This window comes from Halocatena salina (assembly GCF_023115355.1).
GTDB lineage: Archaea > Halobacteriota > Halobacteria > Halobacteriales > Haloarculaceae > Halocatena > Halocatena salina.
This window is the reverse complement of the sequence record NZ_CP096019.1, coordinates 632,475-649,996: the sequence shown is the minus strand read 5'-3', so window position 1 is coordinate 649,996 and position 17,522 is coordinate 632,475. Positions and strand designations below refer to the sequence as shown.

Genomic DNA, 17,522 nt, shown 5'->3' with positions numbered 1-17,522 from the left:
CGTTTGACGTGTCGTATCGTCGAATACGCTCCCGGGTATCAAGCGGGAGTGTCGTGTTCGTCCTCGAACTCCCGGTGGGTTCGGTACTCATCAACGAAAGCGGTAACGTCGAATTCGAGCATCTGGGATTCGAACTCGGCGGTCGCGGCGTCGTCGTCAGTGTGACTGATGGCGTGCTCCATGAGTTCGACGACGAGTTCGACGACGACCTCATGGAGCCGCCGGGCGTCGTCGTCGGTCAGCCACACCCGTGTGAACCCGACGGTGCCGTCGTCGCTCGCGTCTGCGCTGGTCACCCGATCGGGGAACTCCTCCATGACCATCCCCATAACGTGCATCGTTCCAAACGGAGTTCCGTCGGTCGTTTCGATGGCATCATCCAGAACCGCGACGAGATCTTCGGGAACGAACCGACTCAGGGGATGGATATCCAACACGACCGCGTGGGTCTCACCACACCCACAAGCGATCTCTCGGAGACCCATATCGAGATCGTGGTAATCGATCGACTCACCACACGGTAACGAGAGTTCGGACGCTTCTCCCCCAGGGACGCGGGGCTCTGCCATACGAACGGTACCGTCGGCGAACGGTTAAGAACCGCGCCTCAGTCCTCGGACTCGTCGTCCTCTTTCTCATCCACCGCTTCGTCCCGTTCGATCTCGACCTCAACCTCGATTTCGAGACCGTCGACCTCTAGCTCAGCTTCTGCGGTGTGTGTATCGCCCACTTCGATTTCGAGCTCGTTCTCTTCGACTTCGACCTCTACCTCTACCTCGACGTTCAGGTCACCGTCGGGCTGGTGTGCCATATCGATTCCATACGAAAGGTGAGGTGAAAACGGTTGTCATGCACTACAGCGGTGGATCGTTCCACTCGTCGTTCGGATCCAAAGGCCACTCTGTTGTCTCAGATTTGTCGCGTCTCGCTTCCGAACGGAGTTGGCGGTACGCTTGTGCGACGACGGCACTGAAAAATACCAACACTGCGGCACTGAGGAGAGGCGAAACAACGATCATGAGGCGTTGGCTGACCGAACCGATCGAGAACGATACGATCTGATGAGCGATGTCGATGAGAGTCAGTATCACACCCAGTCCGAACAGTTCGATCTCGTTGGTGCGCACCAGGGACCAACTTCCGGTCATCGCCTCGATGGGTCCGACGTCTCTCGTTGCGATCTCCTGACGGGTGAAGAACAGAAGGAGGCTAACGACGATCATCACGATGCCACCGACCAGCGTCCAGAACAGACCGAGCACTGGAGCGAGCACTCCGAGAAAGCTGATCGAAAATACATACAATAATAGCAGAAAATTGAAGATAACGACGTATGCGAAGCTCGACAGCGTCGCCCATCCGATCCACCGGGTCGGTTCGTAGAGTTGTTCCGTCTCTTCGCTGATAAACGTTCGATCGGAGATCACTCGGGCTGTCTCGCCAGCGATCCACAGTATCCCCACGAGAACGAGCGTGAGTTCGAGTGACATTGGGATCGCGATCGGTGGTGAGGGGGCAACCATCGCCTCGGACGGAAGCGGCTCTGCGGACATCTCCCGAAACAGCTCACGCAGTCGGTTGGACACCATGGTCACCGCCGAGTTCGTGACGATCGTCGACATCAGTGTGACGAAGAAAAACACCACGAACAGGTGTCCAGCGTTGCGGTTTGTAGCTCGATCGAAGCCGTTACGCAACGAATCTCTAATGCGTAGTGACATCTCTTGGGCTATTCGATCAGGGGGACTGTTACAGTATCGGTGGGTTAGGGCCAATCATCGCGTTCAGGTTCGTTTCGGGTCGATTGGGTGTCCGAGGAGCCGAGCGTCCAGTCGGCAGCCGCCGCCGCGTCCTCGATGTCGATATACTCCCAGTCCGTCTCTTGGGCCAGAGTTTCGTCCTCGCCGCTCGCTCCGATGAACACGTGGCGGTCCGTGTCGAACTGCTCTTTGACGTTTTCGAGGCTTTCCCGCTCACCCCGAGGCCCGGAGAAAAAGTCCTGTCGAATGCGTTTTTTTCGTGTGAAGTTCGTCACCACGTACGTCGGTTTCTCGGAGACGACACCGATGTACGACGTCCACTGACGGGCGTCCGTAAACACCACATCCGGCTCCGATAGCCGTTTGAGCGCTTCGAGTTCGAACGCCAGCGTCATGTCGTTACTCCCACCGCTTTGCATACTGCTGGGTACGCCGTCTGGATCAAAACACCTTCGGAACTTCCACTACGATCGGGCGAACTGTTCAGGATTACTGCTCGGCTTCCGGCGGGGTGAATTTCTCGACATCGATCGTCTGTTCGAGGAGGGCGTCCGTCCGGTCGCTCACGTCGACCCCCTCGCGGGCGAGACGTTTGAGGGAGGTTTGTGGCGCGAGATCACCAATGAGTACGCCTCCGATGACTTGCCCGTCTTTGAGCACGACGCGTCGCCACTCCGTCTCCGAATATTTACGCTCTACGAAGTCATCCCCGATAGTCGGGTGGCCAAAGGAGAGAAACGGGAAGTCAAAGTGAGTGATCGAGTACGACGAAACCCAGTGGAACGTGGCTTCCTCGACGTCTTCTCCCGTATCACGTACCATGTTCGTGGCGGCGATCGATCCCTGCTCTTTCGCGCTGCCCCACGCTCCGTTTTGGGCTTGTTCGCCGAGGATGGTATCGTAAAAGTACGTCACATCGCCCGCCGCGTACACGTTCTCGACGTTCGTCCGCATCTGTTCGTCGGTGACGATCGCACCGTTGTCGGTGAGCTCGATGCCGCTTCCTCGAAGGAACTCCGTGTTGAAGTCGAGTCCGATCGCGACGCCGACGAAATCGGCATCGTAGCGCTCGCCGTTGGGATCGACGACGCCTGTCACGTGCCCGTCCGCATCGACCTCGAAACGATCGACGCCGCTCTCGAACACCGGCGTGACGTCCTGTTCGCGCATCGCATTGTGCATGATTTCGGCACCGTCCTCGCTCAGCGCGTAGCGCCACCACGTGTTGCCCCGCATCAGGTAGTGGGCGGAAACGTCCTGTGCGCCACAGATGGCTGCGAGATCGATACCGAGCAGCCCTGCCCCCACGATCACACCTGTGTCGGCATTGTCGGCGTGTTCCTCGATCGCCCGTGCGTCCTCGAACGTCCAGAAGTGGTGGATGCCGTCGGCGTCGCTGTTCTCGACGGGGAGCTGTGCGGGCGTCCCTCCTGTCGCCACCAACAGGGTGTCGTATTCGATCGCCTCCTCTTCGTGGGTGTGAATCACCTGCTCGTCGGTGTCGACCCGCGTCACCATCGTATTCAATCGAAGTTCGATGTCCCGCTCTCGGTACCAGTCTGGCTGGTGGATCGAGATGGGTCCCTCGGGCATCTTTCCCTTTGCGAACTCTTTGATGAGAATCCTGTTGTAAAGCGCCTCACCTTCCTCGGTGAGTACGGTGATGTCGGCAGCGGGATCAGCCTCTCGGATCGTTTCCGCGGCTGAACTTCCCGCGATGCCGTCGCCAATAATTACGTGCGACGTGCCCATGAGAAGCCGATACGGAGCCGCGCTTAATGTGAATTGCTATCTCGCTTATCCACCATGTATTATCAGCCCGAACCGATGATCGTCCGGTATGCGGTCCGCTCTTGACTTTTGAGCGGTATAAATCTACATTCCGTATGGATAAGTTTATTTTTATTTTTCGTGTAGGTCCTGAAAGCGGTCTCGGTCACATTGATGTGTGCGTATCTCCTACCACCGATTAATGAAAATCAGGCAAAACGCCCGTCATTGGGCCACGAAACAGGCACTGACGCTTCCGGGGGTTCGATCGCTCGTCCACGCTGGGTTGGTTCGTCTCCACACCAACATCTTCCTCAAGAAGGCCGACGAGGAGCACCGCACCGAGCGGAAAGCGCATTTGAACGGACTGTTTGACGGGACGATCGACGCGTACACGGCAGCGCTCAAAGCCGGCTATTCGGAGGCGGAGGCGCGGGAGATCACTCATATCCAAGGCAACTTCGATTTCTACAACCACGGCTGGGTAGAGATGATGGAGATCCCCGTCACGGAGATCGACGAGCATTACCGCCGGTACGAGGCGTTTTTCGAGTCTCACGACATCACCGTCGAGGAACCGCTCGGAGAGTTCCGTCCCGACGATCTCCCGGACGCACCGACAACCCCCGAACGGCTCGCGGAACTCGATGGCAACCTCGATCAGCCCAACGCCGTCGGGGGATACGCCGACGACGTGTACGTCGAAACCGAGGACGGCGAGGTAACTGCCGGTGGCTCTGATGAACCCGACGACGTCGAACTCGGCAACGCGGTTGGGATGTCGGATGGTTCGTCCTCGGATGCGTCCAAGGAATGACTCGTCCGATCGAAACGCATAACTCTCTGGTCTACGAAATAGTAAGTAAGAAGTTAATTAAAACAAATTGGTAATTGTTTTATCCGCGTAGCTGTTTTTCTCTGCCGCCGTATTCATGGATCCACGAAACGAGATTACGTTCGAGTCCGATCCACTCTATGGCGATTGCTACGAAGTAGAGCGCGAACGGATAGTGAAAGCGTCGGACGAACGACTGCTGGGGACGTTCCACGTTGGGAGCACTGCCATCCCGGACGTACCGGGGAAACCCGTGCTGGACATCATCGTGGTGTTCGCCGATCGGGACGCCATGTGTAACGCTGCGAACGCACTTACTGAGGGCCGGTACGAACTCGAAAGCGACAGCTCTGACTGTATCGTCGTCGTTCGTTGCGATGACGATCGTGCGACGTTCCTGAAACTGCACACCCGGGACGACAAACGGGTTCGTAATCAGTTGCTGTTCCGGGAGTATCTACGTGCGGATCCCACGGCACGCCGGGAATACGAGCGCATCAAACGGAAGGCCGTCGAACGGCATCCCGATGATCTCGAGGCGTACACACGAGCGAAGACGGACGTTGTACGATCGTTAGTGGAACAGGCACGCGCCAAGGGATACACTAACCGACTTCCGGAGTTCGTTTGATCGACATCAAGCCGGGAGCGGTGGCTGCTTTCTTCTAGCAGTCAGTGATCGATCATCCACAGCTCGGTTCGATCAGGCTTCGATCGGATCGACGTGTTCGTCATCGGTTTCCTCAGCCTCGATGATGCGGTCAGCACACGCGTAGCCGGCCAAAATCCCCCCATTCAGGCTGCGCTCGGGGTACTGTGCCTGACTCGCCATTCCTGCGTAGTAGACGCCATTGCCCACCTCCGAACCGAGATCGTAGGGCACCACCATGTCCAGATAGCCCCGCTCGTAGACCGGGGCCGTTCTGGGATTGCGCGCAACGCGGACGTTGGTGACGACGTCCCGATCGAACTGCGGAAACAGCTCCTCGATCCCCGACAGCCAGTGCTCCGTGACCTGTTCGTCGCTCATCTGCCAGAGGTCTTCCTCTCGATCTTGGATGTAGCTGGCGATGTACAGCAGATGCTCGCCGCCGTATCGGTCGGAGGGAATGAAGTTCGTGTGTTCGATCAGCGCGCCGAAAGGCGCGTCGTCGGCGACGTTGAGCCAGTAAGTGTCAAGCAACGATTCGTCCATCTCGACGACTGCACACACCGATCCCTGAAAATCGATCTCACACGGATAGCCGGTGAGCGATTCCAACACGTTCGGCATCGTGGCGACGATCACGTCCTCGACCTCGTGTGTCGTCGTTTCCTCCTCCGTCTCGACGGTCAGCGACTGTACCTCCTTCTCAATCGCAAGGTCGGTCACCCGAGCGTCGGTTGTGATGTTTTCCTTGCCAACAGCCTCGATGAGCGCGTCGAGTAACACGCCAAACCCGCCCTCGATGTAGCCCAGCACCTCCCCGCGGAGGAGATCGCGTTCGCCGCGGAACTTGATCCGTCCGAGCAGCCATGCTGCGCTCACGTCGTCTTTCCGGCTACCGAACTTCGCGTCGAGCAACGACTCGAAAAACGTCTCGTACACGTTCTGAGTGGTGTGTTCGACGGCGAATTCCTTTACCGGCGTGTGCTCGAAATCCTCCAGCCGCTCGTAGGTGTCGAACGACGGCACACCGCCGCGCACGTCGACGTCGAGCGTCAACATCCCCAGCCGGAACTTATCGTACACGCTCCAGTGAGGAAATGAGAGGATCTCCCACGGCGTATCCATCGGATAGACACTACCATCGACGTAGTAGGCGTTCTTGCCGACGTGCCACTCGACGCGGTCTCCGATACCCAACTCCTCGGCGAGGTCCACGATCGTCTGCTCGGACTTCGAGAGGTGGTGATAGAACGCCTCGACTCGGTCTCCGGACGTCTCGTAGGTCGCTGCCAATCCGCCGATGTCGCTACCTGCCTCGAACAGTTGTACGTCGTATCCCGCACGCTGTAGTCGGTATGCCGCCGCCAGCCCGGCGATGCCGCCACCGACGATGCCAATCATACGGAACGGTCCGTGTCCATTCCGTAAGTCGATTCCCATCCACAGTCATCTCGTCCCCACTCATCGATCCGGAACGTGTTCGTCCCGTTCGTGATACCGGAGATCGTGAGCCGTTTCAAACACCTCCCCACAAGCGTAACACTCGTACATCCCCGTTAGCATTCGTCATCACTATCTCTATAGTGAGATTACACTCTATTAAAACATATTTCTTGATTTATACGATATGCTGTCGATTGTCGTCTCGGTATGTGTCGTGTAAGGGCGAGGATACCGTCGTGAACCGACGGACACATTCGGGTACATTTATCCGCCCGCTCGGTTAACTCGATGACATGGTTACCGTCCGGGCCCCTGCGACGAGTGCGAACCTTGGGAGCGGTTTTGACGTGTTCGGTGTTGCCCTCAACCGCCCGGCGGATGTCGTACACGTCGAGAAAGCCGATGAGACGACGATCGATGTGCGAGGCGTCGGTAATCAGTACATCCCGGAGGATCCAGAGAAGAACACGGTCGGAGCCGTCGCCCGCGCGCTGGATGCACCGGCTCACATCGAGATCGACAAGGGAGTCCGTCCGGCGTCGGGGCTCGGTTCGTCGGCAGCGAGTGCGGCCGCAGCCGCGGTTGCGCTCAACGAGCTGTACGATCGGGAACGTTCCAACGAAGGGTTGGTACCGATCGCCGCAAAGGGAGAGGCAGTCGTCTCCGGAACCGCCCACACCGACAACGTCGCTCCCGCCATTCTCGGAGGATTCACCATCGCAACGGACCAAGAGATCACACAGATCGAAACAGACATCTCGGTAGTGGTGTGTCTCCCCGAAGTCGTCGTTTCAACGCGGGAAGCCCGAGGAGTACTCCCAGAACGAACGACGATCGATAAGGTCGTCGACACCGTTGGGAAGGCAGCGACCCTCACAGCTGGGATGGGTCGTGGCGACCCAGAACTCGTTGGCCAAGGAATGCACGACACTATCATCACGCCCGTACGATCCGATCTCATCCCAGGTTACGAGTCCGTTCGTGAGACCGCGCTCGAACACGGTGCAACCGGCGTCACGATCAGCGGGGCTGGACCAGCGATCATCGCGGTCTGTCACGAACAGAACCAACGAGCAGTCGCAAACGTCATGATCGATTCGTTCGCCGATCACGGCGTCGAATCGCGGGCGTACCAGACCGAGATCGGTGGGGGGGCACAGCTATGTTCTCACTGATCACATTACTGTGATCGGTTCGCGTTCATCGGCGTTGAGGAATCGACTGGGGCCGACGACGGTCGACTCCTCGGTTTCGAGCACCTCCTCGGCGTGGATAAGGAATCGATCGAGTGAGGCTTCCACTAGAGGAACTTTCCACTGTGCCGTCTCTCCAGTTTGAACCGTCCGACGCGTCGCAAGCTGTAACATCCGGTCGACCAAATCGTGGTCCAATACGAGGGCAAGCGCGACATCCGGGGTTTCGGTGAGCGACACCGATCCGACCAGTGCACCCCGTTCGTTGTCAGCGATCGCATCCAAGAGCGTAAGCAACTGCTCGTTTCTCGATTTATTCAATTCAAACATCATCTTGAACCGTCCTAAGTCGTACGCCTGCTGGTGGTATTCTCGAGCGCGCGCGAGTTGTGCTTTGAACTGTTCGTTTGCCAGCAACAGCCGGATAACGCCGACCACTGTCTTCCCCGTGTCGACACTGAGATGTATCTCCGGAACATGGGGAGTGTATTCGCCCCCGATCAGGGGATGAACCGTCATCTGATGCTCGATCGCCTGACTCGTCGAGGGGATGGATTCGAGGCGGGCCGTGGTCTCGTCGTCGACTGCCGTGATATCGACGCTGTGGAACGAGCCGTGTTCGAGATGAGTTTCGAGCCGGGACCGTGCCTGCGAGTGCGTCTCAGCGACGACACACCCGACGTATTTGATGACGTATTCGTACCGTCCGTCGTGCTCTCGTACCGATGTTTCGCGTTGAAACAGATCCACGAGGAACCCTGCTGCGCGTGGGGTCCAATCGTCCCAATGTGGGGTGTATCGCGTCACCCGGGAGCGGGCACGCATCGCCCATGGATTCAGTTTTGGCGGTACACCGTACAACTGACGGTATGATTCCTGACGCGCAACGACCCGCGCATGGAACCAGTATCGTTCGTCTCGGTCCGAACCGATAACGTTCGTTTGCACGTTCGCTGATTACAGAGAAAGATACGTTAACTTTCGTTGGTATGTTATATCATAACACAATATGTATGAATATATTATTGACAGCATTACGCGAGACGGTACACTGGTGATCAGTGGATCAGTTACCGCGGGCCTGTAGTTTTTCTTCGTCGCTCATTTGGACGTTCGACTGACCTTTCATCCCCCGACCGATGCCGGTCGCGATCTCTGCGAGTCGCTCGGGATCGTCCCAATTGTTGACGGCCTCGACGATCGAGCGTCCCATCGCTTCGGGGTCTTCCGCGCCGAAGATGCCCGAACCGACGAAGATGCCGTCACAGCCGTGGTGCATCATGAGCGCTGCGTCGGCTGGCGTCGCTATTCCACCAGCAGCGAAGTTCACGACGGGGAGACGGCCCCGTTTTGCGGTTTCGTGAACGAGGTCGGCAGGAGCTTCGTGTTCTCTGGCCCACATTTCACGTTCTTCAGCTGTTTTGCCTTCGATCTCCCGGATCGAGCTTTTGATGGCGCGTTGGTGCGTCACCGCTTGGTTGACATCGCCGGTGCCTGCTTCCCCTTTGGTGCGGATCATCGCAGCACCCTCGTCGATCCGCCGAAGTGCTTCAGGGAGGTTGCGCGCGCCACAGACGAACGGAGCGGTGAACGACTCTTTTTCGATGTGGTAGTCGTTGTCGGCCGGGGTGAGAACCTCACTTTCGTCGATCATATCCGCTCCGGTCGCTTGGAGGATCTGGGCCTCTTTGGTGTGACCAATCCGGCATTTCCCCATTACGGGGATCGAGACTTCGTCAATGATCTCATCGAGCGTACCGGGATCGGCCATTCGTGCGACACCGCCACGCTTTCTGATGTCTGCGGGAACGGCTTCGAGCGACATGACCGCGACCGCACCGGTGTCTTCCGCGATGCGCGCCTGTTCCCGGGTGACAACATCCATGATAACGCCGCCTTTCTGCATTTTCGCAAATCCGCGTTTGACCAGATCAGTGCCGCGCTTTAGTTCCTCGATATCTGTTGTGCCGCTCATATGTTGAGCACAGTTCCGGACCCACTTAACCGGTCTGTCTATGTCTGATGGCGGTCCCCGTGCCACAGGAGTGTAGCCGATAGGCAACGCGTGTGGGGTACTGATAGCGATCACACGACGGAAGACACAGGTGTGGGCACGGAAAGGTGTCTACTAATATGGCAATCATCGACGCGGTGGTGGGCTGGTACGACCGTTTGCGGTCTTCCGAGGGACTCCCGCCACGAGAGGATCTTCCGTGGTACGTTGCCCCCGTTCCCAAGACGATCGAGGATCTCGGGTTACGGCTCGCGTGGCTCGTGGTCGGAATCAATCTTCTTGGTACGGCCTTCGGATTCTGGTACTACTGGCCCCAGTTTACCACGACGCCGGTCGTGATGTGGCCGTTCGTTCCCGATAGCCCCGCTGGGACGCTGTTCATCGCCTGTAGCATCGCACTCTGGAAACTCGGACGGGAGAGCGAGATCGTCAACGCGCTCGCGTTTTTCGGCTGCATCAAACTCGGTCTGTGGACGCCGTACGTGCTGTTGGCGTTCTTCCCCGCGTGGGGGTATCTCCATCCGGCGATGTACAACTTCCTTTTTTGGAGTCACCTGTTGATGGTCGTCGAAGCGTTCGTCCTCCACCGGTATGCAGACTTCCCCGTCCGCGCGGTCGCGGTCGCAGTGGCGTGGTACACGGTGGATCTCACCGTGGATTATTTCTATCCGATCGTCGGCGACCCACACCATACTGTGTTGCCCGTTCCGGACGCGACGCCGTGGCTCGGCGTCACCGCGTTACAGGTGGCTGCTGCCGGAGCAGTGGTGTTGACGATCCTTCCGACGTTTCTCGCGCTATCGACTCGCACAAAAAAGCCCACATGACGGTCGATATCATCAAGACCGTACATCGAACGAGCAGCGTCACGGTCCGTGAGCTTGCGGTGTTCAACACCGAGCGTCAGTAGGAGAGCACCGACCGGCTCACAGAGGACTGAAAACGGGCGGTTCAATCTATATCCAACAGATCTTCGATGAATCGAAATCCATCGACAACTGTCACAGAATCCCCATATCCTGCGCTCTCAAGAACCGCGTTGACGCCCTCACCAGCAGCGGTGTCCGTCGTATACAGATAAACGTGCGTTGCAGTTCCGCTGGCGAGCAGTTGCGCGGTGAGTCCTCCAAGAGCAGAATCAGCCCGTTCGATCGTATCCTCTGGCCGATCGTCAGCATTCGCAATGTAGCGCTGAACCCCATTCCATCGCCTTCGAAATCAGCGGATCCGTATACTCCAGTGGCTCAGCAACGCATCCCCATCCCTCATCAATGACGATATCGATCGGGATCGGCTCCGTTTCGAACTGCTTACTGGAACTAGCCTCAGTCAACTCGTCGTACACGCGTTCTGGGATGACGAACGTGAGTTCGTTGTGCTTGGCAAATGCCCGAACTTGCTGATACCGCTCGTTCGACGGCGCTCCGAGTGCAACGAAAAAGCCTGTATCTCCCACGTGCTTCGAACTCACGCGTCGAGATCCTCGGCGTCAACAACCTCTGCGAGCGATGCCTCCCGATCTTCGAACGAGCAGTACTCACGAACCACCGGGCGGAGTGCCTGCATGATCACCTCGGCTTCCAGCGCCGAGAGATCGAGGTCGTCGGCCACGAGCCGGTGGGTCGTCTCGCCCCGTTCGCGGGCGACGGTGTGGGTCAGGGCAATCGCAAGCCCATGGATGCCGCGCCGATCGATGTAAGAATCGATCGTTTCGTCCTCCGTTCGGCGGGCGACGGCGTCAATGAGGATCGGCGATATCGTGTATTCGCGCTCACTGTCGACAGTGAGTGTCAGTTCAATCTCGACGGCTCCGTACTGGTGGGGTTGGGCGTCGGTGGTGATGGTGAGTACCCCTGCATCAGTGAGCCGATTGACGTAGGTGTACGCAGATCCCTGGGGGAGATCAAGCGCATCCATCAGTTCCTGAACCGGGGCGTCACCTTCGCGGTAGAGGTAAGCGTAGATACGAGCAAGCTGGGGCTGTTCGAGGAGCCCGGCGACCGAGAGGAAATCGTGAACGATCTCTCCGTCGTTTCGTGACGCTGTCTGTGCCATGGATGGTGTGCCTGTTTACAGATAATGGATAATCAGTAATAAGGTTGCGGATGCAACACCGAGCGTCAGTAGGAGAGCACCGACCGGCTCGCAGAGGACTGAGAGAACGACGCAGGCGATCGACCCTCACATCGCAGAATCACTCGGATCGTTTTCGTCGGCGTGCGATCTGACCCACAGCGCGCCGATGCGGGACAAGCGCGTGCGGTAGGATTTGCCCTGTTCTTCCTGCTCGATGTAGCCTTTCCCACCGGGACCGAGTCGGTCGACGTTGTAGATCACTTTCGACCGGAAGCTGTTGGTGTACTCCTCGTTCAGATCGCGCGCGAGCGTCTGGGCCAGTTCAGAGACGCTTTCGAACTCGCCGTGTTCCCCGAGCGTGAAGAGAATGAGTTCTTCGAACGGTTTGACGTTCGAAAACGACGCCACGGGGAGTTCGAGGATGTGGCTGTTACCGACGCGTTTCGCGCCGATCGTCGTCCCCCGTTCGTCGAACTCATCAAGCATCGTGCGAGCGTCGGACATCCACTCATCGATTCGCTCGTCAGCCACTTCTGATGTCTTGATCTCTGAAAGCAGATCGATACCGTTGCGGAGTTCTTCGGCGAGTTCGGTTTCAAGATACTTCTCCGGTACGGTGTAGTAGGTGTGGATGCGCTCGCGGTCGCTCTGGCGTTCGACCATGATGGAATGGGCAGCTGTTGCAAACGCGAAACTGACCGTTCGAGGCATCGAGGAGACGTTTACCCACACCTCCCGTTGGGTGGACGTTCGTTGTTCCGGTGATCGTTCCGCTCCGACATCGGGAGCTCCATCCACATCGCTGTCGAGTTCCTCATTGATGAGATCGTACGCCTGTTCGAAGGCAGTGTCGTAATCGTACACGTCCTCGATGACGAACCGCTCCGTCTGTGCTCCGAGGAGGTTTCTGAAATCCGTTTCGAGCTTTTCGGCGAGGTGTTTAGAGTATTCTACATTGGCCTCGCTTCCTACAGCGCCTTCGAGGAGGATGACTCGGCTCACGTCGAGTTGATCCCGGACGAGCGGCGCGATGAGCCGATCGTAATCGAACCCGACCGGAACGATGTGTGTCTGCATGTCCAGTCTTTCTTTCGATTGCGGGTTAAACGTTCAGTTGTGGTCCGATTGTCGGACGAGTAACGCCTTTCGGACGGATCTACAGATAAGCAAGGCGAGTGCCTCGGTGACAGGCACCGAGGTAGTTTGCCGGTACGTTCCGAGGATGAGACGTTTCACACCACCGCTTTCTCGATCAGTTCGAGCGGATGATCGATCTCGTAGCCGGTTCCGTGTTCCATCTGCATCGCACACGTGGGACACTCCGTCAGTCCAGTGGTTCCGTCGGCGTCTCGCATGTGATCGAACATCTCTTCGCCGATCTCCATCGAATAGTCGTATTTCTCTTCTTTCCAACCGTACGTTCCGGAAATACCCGAACACGAATCACCGACATCTTCGATCGTGACGCCGTCGAGTTCTCGGAACAGCTCAAGGGCCTGTCGATGAAGCCCTTGATTGCGGGCGTGACACGGCGCGTGATAGGCCAGCGCGGATTCGTCTTCGAGTTCGGTCTCGCCGATCGCCTCGTCGAGATCCTCGTGGAGGCGGAGATACTCGATCGCTTCGTAGGTGTGGGTGGCGACCTGTTCAGTGTCCTCGAAATCGAACAGCTCCGGATACTCCTGTCGGAGCGCCATCGAACAGGAGGTACACGAGCAGATGATGTCGTAGCCCTCATCGACCAGTTCCGAGAAGGTCTCGACGTTGAACTTCGCAGCCCGGCGAGCGTCCTCAAGCATCCCGTTTGCGAACATCGGCGTCCCAGAACACCGCTGTTCGGGAACGGCGACCTCGTACCCGAACGACTCGAACACGCGTACTAACGCCTTTGCGACTTCCGGCGTGTTGAAGTTCGAGTAATCACCGTGGAAATACGCGACCCGTCGGTCCTCGCTTTCGATCTTCGAACCGCCGCGGTCATCGTACCACTCCCGAAACGTTTGCGTGGCGAACGCGGGAAACTCTCGTTCGCTCGTGATACCGAGCAGTCGCTCGTTGAGCCACTTCGTCACGCGGTTTCCCATCACGAAGTTCGTCAAGCGCGGCACCCGACTCCCGATGCGCGCGAGTCGCCCGTAGTTGGCGAGGATCCGATTGCGCACGTACTCTCGTGACAGTTTGCTCATTCCCTCGACGTATTCACCTCGGGCCGTGTTGTGCATCTGACTCAACGGGACGCCTGACGGACAAGCACTATCACACCGCATACAGTTCGAACAGGACATGATCGACTCGTCGATATCCGTGTCCTCCGACCGTTTCAGTCGCCACTGCTCCGGGCCCTGAAACTTCGGACCGGGAAACTCGTCGTCTACCGCGGCGACTGGACACGACGTGTCGCACGCCGTGCATTTATAACAGTTGTCCGCACCTGGGCGGAGATCCGTGGTCCGTTCGTCGCTCGGTGGCACGGTCGCTTCGGCGGTGGCCACCTCTGACGTTCGTTCGTTCGATAGTCGATCGCGGTCAGTGTTTTGGTCGTTGCTCATAGTCAGATCGCCTCGGCTGCGAGTCGTCCTGCGAGTGCCCCGGTTGCGAGTGAAATTCCGCTGCCGGATTTTTCGGCCGCGATGTTCGCGCCACCGAGGACGCTTCCCGCGGCTCTGAGATTTTCGTATTCGAGGTTGCCCTGTGTGTCGACTGGCCGGAGTTTGCCGTCCGGAACGACACCGAAGCGGGCAAACGGGTGATCCCCGAAAGCCTCCCCCAGGAACCACTCGTATCGATCCTCGGGATGGGGGACGTGGCAATCGAAGATCGGTTCGTGAACACCGTTTCTGTCGGAGTCGATCCCTTTCCCGACGAGTCCCCCAGTGGCGAGCACGAACTCCGACGCGTGGTAGGGTTGGGGGGTGTGGCTCCCTCGATCGACGAGCACCGAACTGATGCGATCTCCCTCAGTTTCGTGGCCGACGACCGGAACGCCGGTAGAAAGGTGCACGCCAGCCGAGTCTAACGCCTCAAACAGCCGATCCGCCAGTCGAAGCCCGGGGAGGCTCGGAGGGCCTCCCGGCAGTTCGAAGACGGGGATCCCGAGATGGGATTCGAGGGTGGATCGGACCGAGCCACAGTCATCTCTGCCCAGCAGCGCCGGGAACCCCACGCGCTCGGCATCGTCGATGTGGTGTTCGATCGTCTCGGCGAGTGCCGTCGTCGTTTCCTCTCGTTCGAGGGCAGTTGCAAACCGGGTAAGCTTCGCGTCAGCCCTGAGATCCGCAGGGAACCGAACCGTCACCCCACGGGACGCGAACGGAACGCCCACAGCTTCGAGATGGTCGGCGGCCAACGGTGCGTCGAAGTCGGGCAGCGATTCGAATCCCACGAGCAACATTGCTCGATCGTTCCCGATCCCGGTAGCCATCGACCGGGGATACCGCGCCGTCGGTTTGACTGTTCCTTGCTGTGTCGGCACTAGCGCGTTTCGGTCGGTGTGATCACCGGCGTACAGATCGCCCGTGATTTCGTCGAACAGCGCTAGACCCTCCCGGATCTCCGCCTCTCCGACGACACTGTACGGATGACTGTCGGGGAGGGCATCCAGCGCGTCGAACGGATTCACGACCGGTGGGTCGTCCTCGGTGGGGTAGCCGAGTACGTCGATGAGACCGCTCGCGTGGCGAAGCGTGCTCTCTTTGTGGGAGATCAGCCGGACGGACACACCAGCCTTAGCAGCCGACAGGGCACTGATGGCTCCGGCAAGCCCCCCGCCGACGATGACTACGTCTTCGCTAATCGCCATTCGAATCCCTCGTTCGATCGGTGCCCGTGTCGAAGGCGTCGAAATCCAGTGTCTCCTGTCGAGCAGGGTCGTGATCACGGTTCATCGTCGTGCCGTGGAGGACGTGGTTTAACATCGCTTGGGAGAGTTGTTCGCCCCACAGGGCGTGTCGTTGTCCCTTCCAACGCTCTTGATACAGTTCGTCGAGTGCCGTCCGAACCGTCGGCTCCTCGTGTTCGGGGTGGAGTTCGTTCGCCATTCGATGACAACACAGCCCACCTTGACAGTTGCCCATCGAGGCACGGGTCCGGATTCGGACGGCGTTGAGATCCGTCCCGGATTGATCGATCGCATCCTGTATCTCCGCGCGCGTTACCGCCTCACACTCACACAACACGGGATTGGGACCGTCGGTCGTCAGCACTTTCTCGGCGCGACTGCCGAGTCTCTGAGTGCTCCGGCGGCCGATCGGAGAGCGGAGTCCGAACGCCTCCATGTGGTCTCGGAGTACCTCGAAATCCTCACTGCCGGGCAAGGGTTCGTCAGCGGTCCGGCAGTCGGCCCTGATCCCGAACTGTTCACACACGTGATCGGTGATCCGTTCGGCCATCATCCGATAGGTGGTAAACTTCCCACCGACGATACTGGTCATCCCCGCCAGCCCGTCGCGTTCTTTGTGGTCCAACAGGAAGAAATCCCGCGTGATGTCCGTCGGATCTGTCGTCCCCGTTCCCGGCGGTTCGTACAACGGCCGAACTCCCCAAAACGAGCGGATAGTCCGAGACTCCCGAAGGATGGGAACCAGTTCCGACAGCTCTTCGATCATCAGATCAACCTCCCACTGTTCTTCGGGATACTCTTCCGGATCGTCCACCTCCTCGTCGGTCGTTCCGAGGATCGCCGTCGTCTCGTGAGGCACGATGATATCCGCATCGCCTTTTGGACGACAGCGGTTGATCACCGTATCGACCTGCCGAACGTTCATGATTACCATCGCCCCTTTCGAGGGACGAACCTCGATATCGACACCTGCCAGATCGCCGATCTGACCGGCCCACGCTCCGGTGGCGTTCACGACGTAGTCCGCCCGGATCTCCTCGGTCGTTCCCGGTGTTCGGTGGGTGCGCTTTCCCGGGCCAGTGTCGTGGCGCACCACACATCCGACAACGGTGTCGTCTTCGACCAACACGTCGGTGACCTCTGCGTGCGTCTCGATGCGCGCCCCGTGTCGTTGGGCACTGAGAGCGTTGGCGACACAGAGCCGAAACGGGTCGATCGCCCCGTCGGGAACGGCGATCGACCGTTCGATGTCCCCAGCCACCGCCGGCTCTTTCGCTTTGGTTTCCTCCGCTGAGAGCACGGTCGCCGGGATGTCACACTCACGACACCCCTGTAACTTCTCTTGAAAGTACGCGTCGGAGTCTTCGGGCCGCTGGATGAACAACCCCTCCGTCATTTCCACACAGTGACTGGCGATGTCGCGCAGGACGCGGTTCTCCTTGATACACTCTTTGGCGCTGGCTTGGTCGGAGACGGCGTACCGCCCACCGCTGTGGAGCAACCCGTGCATCCGTCCGGTCGTCCCGTTCGTGAGGTTGCCTTTCTCCACGAGCGTGACGTCAAATCCCCGCATCGCGAGATCACGGGCGATCCCACAGCCGGTTGAGCCCCCTCCGATCACGAGCACCGCCGGAGCATCTACCATCGTGTAGACGTACGTTGCCCACTACTTTACTTTATCTCTATTGCGCGGTTATCGGTAAACATAATGAACGAACAGGGTGACCGCTCCGATTACCCTGCTGTATGCAAATATACGTCTCATTTACTATCGTTTGATCGCTGCCATCGTCTACTCATCAATGATTACTGCTGAAGGCGTAAGGGACAGTAAAGAATTAATGACGGACCCACAGCAGTGGAGGATCCCCGGTGCGTACATCGATGTTCTGACAACTAATGTCCAGAACTAAGATTGCCAGGGGGAACAATGGTCGTTCCCTT

At 58.4% G+C, this 17,522-nt stretch carries 18 protein-coding genes and 1 pseudogene; 4 read left to right on the top strand and 15 right to left on the bottom strand.

Annotated features, from left to right (window positions below; all coding sequences use genetic code 11):
• Window positions 1-38 precede the first annotated feature (38 nt).
• The 5 genes from MW046_RS03265 to MW046_RS03245 all read right to left on the bottom strand — a co-directional run bounded on the left by MW046_RS03265 (window position 39) and on the right by MW046_RS03245 (window position 3,512).
• A complete protein-coding gene (locus MW046_RS03265; protein WP_247994140.1) occupies window positions 39-569 on the bottom strand; it encodes a DUF5815 family protein in 531 nt (176 codons plus the stop codon).
• Window positions 570-607: 38 nt separating this feature from the next.
• Window positions 608-811 carry a hypothetical protein gene (locus MW046_RS03260; RefSeq protein ID WP_247994139.1) on the bottom strand — a complete coding sequence of 68 codons (204 nt, stop codon included), beginning with the start codon at window positions 809-811 and terminating at the stop codon, window positions 608-610.
• Window positions 812-854: 43 nt separating this feature from the next.
• On the bottom strand, window positions 855-1,721 hold the full coding sequence (locus MW046_RS03255; protein ID WP_247994138.1) for a DUF7847 domain-containing protein: 867 nt from the start codon (window positions 1,719-1,721) through the stop codon (window positions 855-857).
• A gap of 44 nt (window positions 1,722-1,765) precedes the next feature.
• Window positions 1,766-2,179, bottom strand: coding sequence for a DUF7124 domain-containing protein (locus MW046_RS03250; RefSeq protein ID WP_247994137.1), 414 nt, complete (start codon window positions 2,177-2,179; stop codon window positions 1,766-1,768).
• 70 nt (window positions 2,180-2,249) lie between these two features.
• Entirely contained in the window at window positions 2,250-3,512 is a 1,263-nt protein-coding gene (locus tag MW046_RS03245) for an NAD(P)/FAD-dependent oxidoreductase (RefSeq protein WP_247994136.1), read from the bottom strand.
• A 220-nt stretch (window positions 3,513-3,732) separates the two neighbouring features.
• On the opposite strand from MW046_RS03245, the gene MW046_RS03240 reads away from it, so the two are divergent.
• Window positions 3,733-4,347, top strand: a complete 615-nt coding sequence (locus MW046_RS03240) for a DUF6149 family protein (protein ID WP_247994135.1) — start codon at window positions 3,733-3,735, stop codon at window positions 4,345-4,347.
• A gap of 115 nt (window positions 4,348-4,462) precedes the next feature.
• Window positions 4,463-4,996, top strand: a complete 534-nt coding sequence (locus tag MW046_RS03235) for a GrpB family protein (protein WP_247994134.1) — start codon at window positions 4,463-4,465, stop codon at window positions 4,994-4,996.
• A 72-nt stretch (window positions 4,997-5,068) separates the two neighbouring features.
• Here MW046_RS03235 and MW046_RS03230 read toward each other — a convergent pair whose 3' ends face one another.
• Window positions 5,069-6,415, bottom strand: coding sequence for an NAD(P)/FAD-dependent oxidoreductase (locus tag MW046_RS03230; protein WP_247994133.1), 1,347 nt, complete (start codon window positions 6,413-6,415; stop codon window positions 5,069-5,071).
• Window positions 6,412-6,534, bottom strand: a complete 123-nt coding sequence (locus MW046_RS19400) for a hypothetical protein (protein WP_282190224.1) — start codon at window positions 6,532-6,534, stop codon at window positions 6,412-6,414. The genes MW046_RS03230 and MW046_RS19400 overlap by 4 nt, the downstream gene beginning before the upstream one ends.
• Before the next feature lie 216 nt (window positions 6,535-6,750).
• Between MW046_RS19400 and MW046_RS03225 the strand changes: the two genes are divergently transcribed.
• The gene (locus MW046_RS03225) at window positions 6,751-7,632 is read left to right on the top strand and encodes a homoserine kinase (RefSeq protein ID WP_247994132.1); all 882 of its coding nucleotides are present in this window, start codon (window positions 6,751-6,753) and stop codon (window positions 7,630-7,632) included.
• Here MW046_RS03225 and MW046_RS03220 read toward each other — a convergent pair whose 3' ends face one another.
• Window positions 7,633-8,598 carry a hypothetical protein gene (locus MW046_RS03220; RefSeq protein ID WP_247994131.1) on the bottom strand — a complete coding sequence of 322 codons (966 nt, stop codon included), beginning with the start codon at window positions 8,596-8,598 and terminating at the stop codon, window positions 7,633-7,635. It lies immediately after the preceding gene.
• A gap of 118 nt (window positions 8,599-8,716) precedes the next feature.
• Window positions 8,717-9,625, bottom strand: coding sequence for a pyridoxal 5'-phosphate synthase lyase subunit PdxS (gene pdxS / locus MW046_RS03215; RefSeq protein ID WP_247994130.1), 909 nt, complete (start codon window positions 9,623-9,625; stop codon window positions 8,717-8,719).
• 158 nt (window positions 9,626-9,783) lie between these two features.
• Here pdxS and MW046_RS03210 point away from each other — a divergent pair, with 158 nt between their 5' ends.
• Window positions 9,784-10,491 (top strand): DUF1405 domain-containing protein, encoded by a 708-nt coding sequence (locus MW046_RS03210; RefSeq protein ID WP_247994129.1) that lies wholly within the window; start codon window positions 9,784-9,786, stop codon window positions 10,489-10,491.
• 124 nt (window positions 10,492-10,615) lie between these two features.
• On the opposite strand, the pseudogene MW046_RS03205 reads toward MW046_RS03210, so the two are convergent.
• From MW046_RS03205 to glpA, 6 genes and pseudogenes are all read right to left on the bottom strand, one after another.
• Window positions 10,616-11,135: pseudogene (locus tag MW046_RS03205) on the bottom strand (PIN domain-containing protein).
• The gene (locus tag MW046_RS03200) at window positions 11,132-11,719 is read right to left on the bottom strand and encodes a winged helix-turn-helix domain-containing protein (RefSeq protein ID WP_247994128.1); all 588 of its coding nucleotides are present in this window, start codon (window positions 11,717-11,719) and stop codon (window positions 11,132-11,134) included. Before MW046_RS03200 ends, MW046_RS03205 begins: the two are co-directional and overlap by 4 nt.
• 126 nt (window positions 11,720-11,845) lie before the next feature.
• Window positions 11,846-12,817, bottom strand: coding sequence for an HFX_2341 family transcriptional regulator (locus tag MW046_RS03195; protein WP_247994127.1), 972 nt, complete (start codon window positions 12,815-12,817; stop codon window positions 11,846-11,848).
• A gap of 155 nt (window positions 12,818-12,972) precedes the next feature.
• Entirely contained in the window at window positions 12,973-14,289 is a 1,317-nt protein-coding gene (locus tag MW046_RS03190; RefSeq protein WP_247994126.1) for an anaerobic glycerol-3-phosphate dehydrogenase subunit C, read from the bottom strand.
• A gap of 2 nt (window positions 14,290-14,291) precedes the next feature.
• Window positions 14,292-15,539 (bottom strand): glycerol-3-phosphate dehydrogenase subunit GlpB, encoded by a 1,248-nt coding sequence (gene glpB / locus MW046_RS03185; protein ID WP_247994125.1) that lies wholly within the window; start codon window positions 15,537-15,539, stop codon window positions 14,292-14,294.
• A complete protein-coding gene (gene glpA, locus MW046_RS03180) occupies window positions 15,529-17,223 on the bottom strand; it encodes an anaerobic glycerol-3-phosphate dehydrogenase subunit GlpA (RefSeq protein WP_247994124.1) in 1,695 nt (564 codons plus the stop codon). Before glpA ends, glpB begins: the two co-directional genes overlap by 11 nt.
• Window positions 17,224-17,522 lie beyond the last annotated feature (299 nt).

Excerpts from the sequence above, each read along its gene's own strand:
- MW046_RS03265 (WP_247994140.1), bottom strand. The coding sequence starts at position 569 with ATGGCAGAGCCCCGCGTCCCTGGGGGAGAAGCGTCCGAACTCTCGTTA.
- MW046_RS03260 (WP_247994139.1), bottom strand. The coding sequence starts at position 811 with ATGGCACACCAGCCCGACGGTGACCTGAACGTCGAGGTAGAGGTAGAG.
- MW046_RS03255 (WP_247994138.1), bottom strand. The coding sequence starts at position 1,721 with ATGTCACTACGCATTAGAGATTCGTTGCGTAACGGCTTCGATCGAGCT.
- MW046_RS03250 (WP_247994137.1), bottom strand. The coding sequence starts at position 2,179 with ATGCAAAGCGGTGGGAGTAACGACATGACGCTGGCGTTCGAACTCGAA.
- MW046_RS03245 (WP_247994136.1), bottom strand. The coding sequence starts at position 3,512 with ATGGGCACGTCGCACGTAATTATTGGCGACGGCATCGCGGGAAGTTCA.
- MW046_RS03240 (WP_247994135.1), top strand. The coding sequence starts at position 3,733 with ATGAAAATCAGGCAAAACGCCCGTCATTGGGCCACGAAACAGGCACTG.
- MW046_RS03235 (WP_247994134.1), top strand. The coding sequence starts at position 4,463 with ATGGATCCACGAAACGAGATTACGTTCGAGTCCGATCCACTCTATGGC.
- MW046_RS03230 (WP_247994133.1), bottom strand. The coding sequence starts at position 6,415 with ATGATTGGCATCGTCGGTGGCGGCATCGCCGGGCTGGCGGCGGCATAC.
- MW046_RS03225 (WP_247994132.1), top strand. The coding sequence starts at position 6,751 with ATGGTTACCGTCCGGGCCCCTGCGACGAGTGCGAACCTTGGGAGCGGT.
- pdxS (WP_247994130.1), bottom strand. The coding sequence starts at position 9,625 with ATGAGCGGCACAACAGATATCGAGGAACTAAAGCGCGGCACTGATCTG.
- MW046_RS03210 (WP_247994129.1), top strand. The coding sequence starts at position 9,784 with ATGGCAATCATCGACGCGGTGGTGGGCTGGTACGACCGTTTGCGGTCT.
- MW046_RS03200 (WP_247994128.1), bottom strand. The coding sequence starts at position 11,719 with ATGGCACAGACAGCGTCACGAAACGACGGAGAGATCGTTCACGATTTC.
- MW046_RS03195 (WP_247994127.1), bottom strand. The coding sequence starts at position 12,817 with ATGCAGACACACATCGTTCCGGTCGGGTTCGATTACGATCGGCTCATC.
- MW046_RS03190 (WP_247994126.1), bottom strand. The coding sequence starts at position 14,289 with ATGAGCAACGACCAAAACACTGACCGCGATCGACTATCGAACGAACGA.
- glpB (WP_247994125.1), bottom strand. The coding sequence starts at position 15,539 with ATGGCGATTAGCGAAGACGTAGTCATCGTCGGCGGGGGGCTTGCCGGA.
- glpA (WP_247994124.1), bottom strand. The coding sequence starts at position 17,223 with ATGGTAGATGCTCCGGCGGTGCTCGTGATCGGAGGGGGCTCAACCGGC.